Consider the following 7518-nt stretch of genomic DNA (forward strand, 5'->3'; position numbering starts at 1 on the left):
TTTGTCACATTACGAGCCTGAATGGCCGTTTGCAGGTCTTAGACTAAATGACGGGTTAAGTGACAGTTTTTGACGGCGAGAACTTTCTGGCTCACACTGTCACATAATCGAACGTATATGTGACAGGACAAAATATGCAAATTGGCTACATGCGGGTATCCAAGGCTGACGGCACCCAGGGGACGGACTTGCAGCGCGATGCGCTGGTTGCTGCCGGCGTCGATCCGGCCCACCTCTATGATGATCAGGTGTCCGGCAAGCGCGAGGACCGCCCCGGTCTGGTCGCATGCCTCAAAGCGCTACGGCCAGGTGACACGCTGGTGGTCTGGAAGCTCGACCGGCTGGGTCGGGACCTGCGTCACCTCATCAACACCGTGCACGATATGACCGGGCGCGGTGTCGGGCTAAAAGTGCTGACCGGACATGGCGCTGCCATCGACACCACGACGGCAGCTGGCAAGCTGGTCTTTGGCATCTTTGCGGCACTAGCCGAGTTCGAGCGCGAACTGATTGCCGAGCGCACCATTGCCGGCCTGGCGTCGGCGCGGGCGCGCGGTCGAAAGGGCGGGCGTCCGTTCAAGATGACCGCAGCCAAGCTGCGGCTGGCCATGGCCGCGATGGGCCAGCCAGAAACCAAGGTGGGTGACCTGTGTCTGGAGCTTGGAATCACACGGCAGACCCTGTACCGGCACATTTCGCCCAAGGGCGAGTTGCGCCCCGATGGCGAGAAGCTGCTTGCCCGCACGTGACACGATGAGTGCCACCTACGCCATCGGCTTAGAGCCGCTAACACCACCTATCCACGAAGCGTGCGCAGATGATCGCGGCTGCCAACTTCAAAAGCGCTTCGTGGATGTCAAGGCGCCTTTCAAAGCGGATTCGCAGTTTGCCAAAGCCAGCAAACCATCCGTGCGTCCTCTCCACTACCCAGCGATGTTTGCCCAGCCTTTCGCTGCTTTCAATGCCGCGCCTGGCAATGCGGCTGGATATGCCTCGCTGCCTCAGATGGGCACGGCAGCGTTTGTAGTCATAGCCTTTGTCAGCATGCAGCTTCGCTGGTCGCTTGCGAGGTCGACCCTGCAGGCCTGCAACGCCAGGGATCGCATCCAAGCACCGCTCGAACATCATGGAGTCATGTCTGTTCGCCCCGCTGACAAGAACCACCAGCGGGATGCCTCTGGCGTCTACGACGATGTGCCGCTTGGAGCCGAGTTTTCCTCTGTCGGTGGGGTTCGGGCCTGTTTCCTGGCCCCCCGGGGGCTTGGTACCGAAGAGCCATCAATACTGGCCCGGCTCCAATCGATCTGGTCGTGTTCACGCAAACGCATCAGCATGGCCTGGTGCAACCTCTGCCAAACCCCTGCTGCGCTCCAATTCCGAAGTCGCCGCCAGCAAGTCATGCCGCTGCCATAGCCAAGGGATTGTGGGAGGTCTTCCCATGGAATGCCGGTATGCAACACGAACAAGATGCCGTTGAGGGCGGCCTCATCGCTCACTGCGAGCTTGCGTGCGCCACCTTTGGCGGAGGGAGTGAAGGTGGGGATCAGGGGCTGCAACTGCAGCCACAGTTCTTTGCTAACGGGTTGTCTTGCCATGAGGGCATGAAGCATAACTGCTTCATGCGGGTCTCTTGGGCAGTGGTGTTAGCGACTCTTAGAGTGCTTTATTTTCCGTTTTCTGAGACGACCCCACATAGGGCGAAAAGTCGCCGGCCGTGACGGCCAGTGGCAGGACGAGGGCGCTGGCGAGCAGAGCGCCGGTGAGTGCGATTTTCATCGTGTTCTCCTTATATGCCTATGGAGATCAGACGGCGACCACGGGGAAATCCACCGTGGTGTCGGCGATGTGGTTGGTGTAGTTGGTGAGCGTGTTCAGCGCGACGTTGGCGATCACTTCCAGTATCAGGCCGTCGTCGAGCCCCGCGCGGCGGTAGTTGGCCATGGCGTCGGCCGACACCACGCCGCGTTGCTCGACCAGCGCGCGGGCAAAGCCGGCGATTGCATCGTCAAGTGCGTTGGCCGCCTGGCCGGTGCGGGCCGCGGCGATGGCCTCTGCCGACAGTCCGGCACCTTTGCCGATCAGGGTGTGTGCGCTCAGGCAATACTGGCAGCGATTGGCTTGACCGGCAGCGAGCGCAACGATCTCGCGCTGGGAGGCATTCAGGCGGCCGGTGCCCAGCGTTTCGGACAAGCCGAGGTAGCCATTGAGCGCCGCCGGCGCGTGGGCCAGCGTGGCGAACAGGTTCGGCACCATGCCAAGCTTGGCTTTGACGGCCTTGAGTGTGGCAGCGGTAGCGGCGTCAGCGGTGTCGATGGTCAGGGGGGCGATTTGGGTCATGTCTATCTCCGTAGTGGGTGAGGTGCAAGAGCACGTGGGCATGATCGCCCTTTGTTTGGTACGATATGGCACGTAAAGTATCAAATACGTAACCTATCGTCTTATATGGAGAGTGGAATGGCGGATCGACTGGCCGGCTTGCTCCGGCACTACTCGCTTTCGGCGCGCGTTTTTCACAGCGGCGCCTTCTGTGGGCAGCATCATTACGCGGCGCCGCATGGCTATATCCATCTGGTGCGGCGCGGCCCGATTACGGCGCGTTCGCCCGTGCATGAAGATCTGCTGGTTACCGAGCCGAGCCTGCTGTTTTATCCGCGCGTGGCGTCGCATCGTTTTGTCGCCGCCCCCGGCGATACCGCTGAGCTGTTGTGTGCGGAGGTCGACCTGGGCGCTTCGACGGGCAATCCGTTGGCCATGGCCTTGCCGTCGATGCTGCTGATTCCGTTGGCGGACTTGCCCGGCCTCGGGCCGACGCTAGAGTTGCTGTTTGCCGAAGCCGAGCGCGACCAGTGCGGTCGGCAGGCCGCCATCGACCGCTTGTACGAGTTGCTACTGATCCAGTTGCTGCGTTATCTGATGGATGGGCGGCTTGGCGCCACCGGACTGCTGGCGGGCCTGGCCGACCCGAAACTCGCGCGCGCCATAACCGCCATGCACGATGCGCCGCAGACCGCGTGGTCGCTCGAGGCGCTGGCGGCGAAGGCGGGCATGTCACGCGCGCGCTTCGCCGCCGCGTTCAAGGACGCGGTGGGCGTCACGCCGGGCGACTATCTGGCCGACTGGCGGATGAACGTCAGTTGCACCCTGCTCAAGCAGGGGCGGCCGGTGGCGGTGGTGGCCGACCGCGTCGGCTACGGCAGCCCGAACGCTCTGGCGCGCGCCTTCCGCGTGCGCATGGGCTGCGCCCCGCGCGACTGGCTGGCGCAGCAGCGCGGTGACGCGGCGCTCAGCGGTTCGTGAGTTTGAGTTCGATTCGCCGGTTCTTGGCGTAGGCGGCGCCGGTGTTGCGCTCGTCGAGCGGGTGAAATTCGCATCACGCCGGAACAACTGGCGGAACTCCAGGTGGCGATCCGTCAACGGCTGGTCAGTCTGTTCGTGCGGCGCGGCCGGCTGGACAAGGCTGAGTCAGTGGCGCAGGTAGCTGGATGACGCTGTCCCGCCCTGAGCCGACGCTCACAGGCGGGGATTTCCAGTGTCGTCATTGTCGGCTATTGGCCGGCAGCAGCCCGTCGTTGCCTGATGGATCCAACCCCTCCGCTGCTATAGTGCAGTCGGCTTCTGACGTTCAGTGCAGCCGTCTTCTGAAAACGACAGTGCTACCTGTGCAACACCCCCTCAAAAATGTACGGAAAACTCTATCGCTATTCACTATTATGCGGAAACCTGTTTTTGATGGTTATCCGCCTATGTTGGTTGGCTACATGCGCGTGTCGTCGGACTCCGACCGCCAGAGCACGGACTTGCAGCGCGACGCGCTGCTCGCCGCCGGCGTCGATCCGCGTCACCTGTTTGAGGATCGTGCCTCTGGCGCGAAGGATGACCGTGCCGGCTTGGCGCGGGCGCTTGAGTTCGTTCGAGCCGGCGATGTGCTGGTGGTGTGGAAACTCGACCGGCTCGGTCGCTCGCTGTCGCACCTGCTCGCCATTGTGACTTCGCTCAAGGACAAGCGGGTGGCGTTCCGCTCGCTGACAGAGAACCTGGACACTACGACGCCCTCGGGCGAATTCCTGTTCCAGGTGTTCGGTGCGCTCGCGCAGTACGAGCGCGCCTTGATTCAGGAGCGCGTCGTCGCGGGCTTGGCCGCCGCACGCAAACGCGGCCGGATCGGCGGCCGGCCGCAGGCGATCACTGGTGAGAAGCTGGACGCCATCGTCGCCGCGCTCGATGGCGGCATGTCTAAGGCGGCGGTGTGCCGCAACTTCAATGTCAAGCGCACTACGTTGATCGAAACATTGACGCGAGCAGGTTGGCGTGGTGCGGGAAGGACGGTCGATGAGCAACAAGAATAAGCTACTCACCGTCTTTTCTGACGCAGAGCAGGAAGCCTTGTACGGCCTACCGGACTTCGACGATGCTCAGCGGCTGGAATACCTGGCGTTGGCCGAATCTGAACTGGCGTTCGCCAGCAGCCGGCCTAGCCTGCAGGCCCAAGTCTATTGCGTCTTGCAGATCGGCTACTTCAAGGCCAAGCATGCTTTCTTCCGCTTCGATTGGCATGAGGTCGAGGACGATTGCGCCTTCGTGCTGAGTCGCTATTTCCACGGCGAAGCGTTCGAACGCAAGGCGATCACCAAGCATGAGCACTACAGCCAGAGGGGTCAGATCGCCGAACTGTTCGGCTACCGGTCGTGGGCGGCTAGCTTCCTGCCGCAACTGGCACAGCAGGCTGAACAGATCGTGCGGCGCGACGTAATGCCAGGATTCGTGGCCGCCGAACTGATCGTTTGGCTCAGCGAGCACAAAATCATCCGGCCCGGCCACACCACCTTACAAGAGCTGGTCAGTGAAGCCCTGTCCACCGAACGCAGGCGCTTGGGCGGCTTGCTGGCAGAAGTGTTGGACGAATCGGCCAAAGCTGCGCTGGGCCAGCTCCTGGTGCGTGACGACACCCTGTCTCAACTGGCAGCGCTCAAGCAGGACGCTAAAGATTTCGGCTGGCGTCAGATGGCAGGGGAGCGCGAGAAGCGCGCCACGCTGAAGTCCTTGCACGGGATCGCCAAGGCGCTGCTGCCCAAGCTCGGCATCTCGCAGCAGAACCTGCTGTACTACGCGAGCCTGGCGAACTTCTATACCGTCCATGACCTGCGCCACCTGAAGGCGGAGCAGACCCGGCTCTACCTGCTGTGCTATGCCTGGGTACGTTACCGGCAGCTCACCGACAACCTGGTCGACGCGATGGCCTTCCACATGAAAAAACTTGAGGACGAGAGCCGCACGGGTGCGAAACAGTCCTTTGTCGCCGAACAGCTGCGACGCCATCAGGAAACGCCGCAGGTTGGCCGCCTGCTGTCGCTGTACGTGGACGACAGCGTGGCCGATCCGACGCCGTTCGGCGAGGTGCGCCAACGCGCCTACAAAATCATGTCCAGGGAATTGCTGCAAAACACGGCGCAGCGCATGAGCGTCAAGCCACTGAACAAACTGGCGCTGCACTGGCAGGCGGTGGACGGCCTGGCCGAACGCATTCGACGCCATCTACGGCCGCTGTACGTCGCGCTCGACTTCGCCGGCACGGCCCCCGATAACCCATGGCTCGCGGCGCTGACTTGGGCCAAGAGCGTGTTCGCCAAGCAGCAGCGCCTATCACAACGGCCACTCGACGAATGTCCGGCGGCAACGCTGCCGAAACGCTTGCGTCCGTACCTGCTGATGTTCGATGCCGAAGGCACGCCGACAGGCCTGCATGCCGATCGTTACGAATTCTGGCTTTACCGTCAGGTCAGGAAACGCTTCCAGGCGGGCGAGCTCTACATTGACGATAGCTTGCAGCACCGGCATTTGTCCGACGAGTTGGTTTCGATGGACGAGAAAGCCGCCGTGCTCGCGCAGATGGACATCCCCTTCCTGCGGCAGCCGGTCAGTGCCCAGCTCGATGCACTGGCGACCGAGTTGCGTGCGCAATGGGTGGCGTTCAATCGCGAGCTGAAACAGGGCAAGCTGACGCACCTGGAATACGACAAGGACACGCAGAGACTGACCTGGCGCAAGCCCAAGGGGGAGAACCAGAAGGCGCGCGAGCAAGCTCTCTACGAGCAACTGCCATACTGCGATGTCGCCGACGTGTTTCGCTTCGTCAACGGCCAGTGCCAGTTCCTGTCGGCGCTGACACCATTGCAGCCACGCTATGCGAAGAAGGTAGCCGACGCCGACAGTCTGATGGCGGTGATCATTGCCCAAGCCATGAACCACGGCAACCAGGTTATGGCACGTACCAGCGACATCCCGTACCACGTCCTGGAGAGTACCTACCAGCAGTACCTGCGCCAGGCGACGCTACATGTGGCCAACGATTGCATCAGCAACGCCATCGCCGCACTGCCGATCTTCCCGCATTACTCGTTCGACCTCGATTCGTTGTACGGTGCCGTTGATGGGCAGAAATTCGGCGTCGAGCGACCAACTGTGAAGGCGCGCTACTCGCGCAAATATTTCGGCCGCGGCAAGGGCGTCGTCGCCTACACGCTGCTGTGCAATCACGTGCCGTTGAACGGCTACCTGATAGGCGCACACGAGTACGAGGCTCACCACGTGTTCGACATCTGGTACCGCAACACGTCGGACATCGTGCCGAGCGCGATCACCGGCGACATGCACAGCATCAACAAGGCCAACTTCGCCATCCTGCACTGGTTCGGACTTCGTTTCGAGCCGCGCTTCACCGACCTCGACGACCAGTTGCAGGAGCTGTATTGCGCCGATGATCTGGCATTGTACGAGAAATGCCTGATCCGGCCGGCTGGCCAGATCGACCGGCAACTCATCGTCGGTGAGAAGGCGAACATCGACCGAATCGTCGCCACACTGGGCCTGAAGGAAATGACGCAGGGCACGCTGATCCGCAAGCTGTGCACCTATACGGCGCCGAACCCGACGCGGCGCGCAATCTTCGAGTTCGACAAGCTCATCCGCAGTATCTACACACTGCGCTACCTGCGCGACCCGCAACTGGAGCGTAATGTTCACCGCTCGCAGAACCGCATTGAGTCCTATCACCAGCTACGCTCGACCATCGCCCAAGTCGGTGGGAAGAAGGAATTGACCGGCCGCACCGACATCGAAATCGAGATCAGCAACCAGTGCGCCAGGCTGATCGGCAACGCGATCATCTTCTACAACTCGGCGATCCTGTCCCTGCTGCTGACGAAGTACGAGGCAGCTGGCAATGCCAAGGCGCTGGCGTTGATCACGCAGATGTCGCCAGCGGCCTGGCGGCACATCCTGCTGAACGGGCATTACACCTTCCAGACTGACGGCAAGTTCATCGACCTGGATGCGCTCGTGGCGGGACTGGAGCTGGGCTGACGGAAATTTCTGGGATTCCGGCGTACAACCCCGTAAAATAGAAGAGTGAGCACTTGATTTGCTGGTGCTTTCAAACAACGGTGTTGTTTTTTTAACAGCCGAACTGGAAAGGGAGGCTGAGCTGCTCAGTGATCACTTTATCCGTTGGCTGATTTACGC

The 7518-nt window shown here is 61.6% G+C and carries 7 protein-coding genes; 4 read left to right on the forward strand and 3 right to left on the reverse strand.

The window, feature by feature from the left end; genetic code table 11:
• Positions 1 to 134: 134 nt before the first annotated feature.
• Entirely contained in the window at positions 135 to 749 is a 615-nt protein-coding gene (locus MF6396_RS27465) for a recombinase family protein (protein ID WP_047306878.1), read from the forward strand.
• A 37-nt stretch (positions 750 to 786) separates the two neighbouring features.
• On the opposite strand, the gene MF6396_RS27470 is transcribed toward MF6396_RS27465, so the two are convergent.
• The 3 genes from MF6396_RS27470 to MF6396_RS27475 form a co-directional block, all read right to left on the reverse strand.
• Positions 787 to 1595, reverse strand: a protein-coding gene (locus MF6396_RS27470) for an IS5 family transposase (protein WP_099421609.1) whose coding sequence is annotated in 2 segments (ribosomal slippage) — positions 787 to 1265 and positions 1265 to 1595 — 810 coding nt in all. Because the reading frame shifts where the segments join, the coding sequence is not laid out codon by codon here.
• A 58-nt stretch (positions 1596 to 1653) separates the two neighbouring features.
• Positions 1654 to 1776, reverse strand: coding sequence for a hypothetical protein (locus tag MF6396_RS29280; protein WP_256213827.1), 123 nt, complete (start codon positions 1774 to 1776; stop codon positions 1654 to 1656).
• Positions 1777 to 1803: 27 nt separating this feature from the next.
• The gene (locus MF6396_RS27475) at positions 1804 to 2337 is read right to left on the reverse strand and encodes a carboxymuconolactone decarboxylase family protein (RefSeq protein WP_020309197.1); all 534 of its coding nucleotides are present in this window, start codon (positions 2335 to 2337) and stop codon (positions 1804 to 1806) included.
• Positions 2338 to 2454: 117 nt separating this feature from the next.
• On the opposite strand from MF6396_RS27475, the gene MF6396_RS27480 reads away from it, so the two are divergent.
• The 3 genes from MF6396_RS27480 (at position 2455) to MF6396_RS27490 (ending at position 7359) form a co-directional block, all read left to right on the forward strand.
• Entirely contained in the window at positions 2455 to 3297 is an 843-nt protein-coding gene (locus tag MF6396_RS27480) for a helix-turn-helix transcriptional regulator (RefSeq protein ID WP_047306875.1), read from the forward strand.
• A 446-nt stretch (positions 3298 to 3743) separates the two neighbouring features.
• Entirely contained in the window at positions 3744 to 4346 is a 603-nt protein-coding gene (locus MF6396_RS27485) for a recombinase family protein (protein WP_010465829.1), read from the forward strand.
• Positions 4330 to 7359 carry a Tn3 family transposase gene (locus MF6396_RS27490; protein WP_024015041.1) on the forward strand — a complete coding sequence of 1010 codons (3030 nt, stop codon included), beginning with the start codon at positions 4330 to 4332 and terminating at the stop codon, positions 7357 to 7359. Before MF6396_RS27485 ends, MF6396_RS27490 begins: the two co-directional genes overlap by 17 nt.
• Positions 7360 to 7518 lie beyond the last annotated feature (159 nt).

Source organism: Pseudomonas sp. MF6396 (assembly GCF_002018915.1).
Lineage (GTDB): Bacteria > Pseudomonadota > Gammaproteobacteria > Pseudomonadales > Pseudomonadaceae > Aquipseudomonas > Aquipseudomonas palmensis.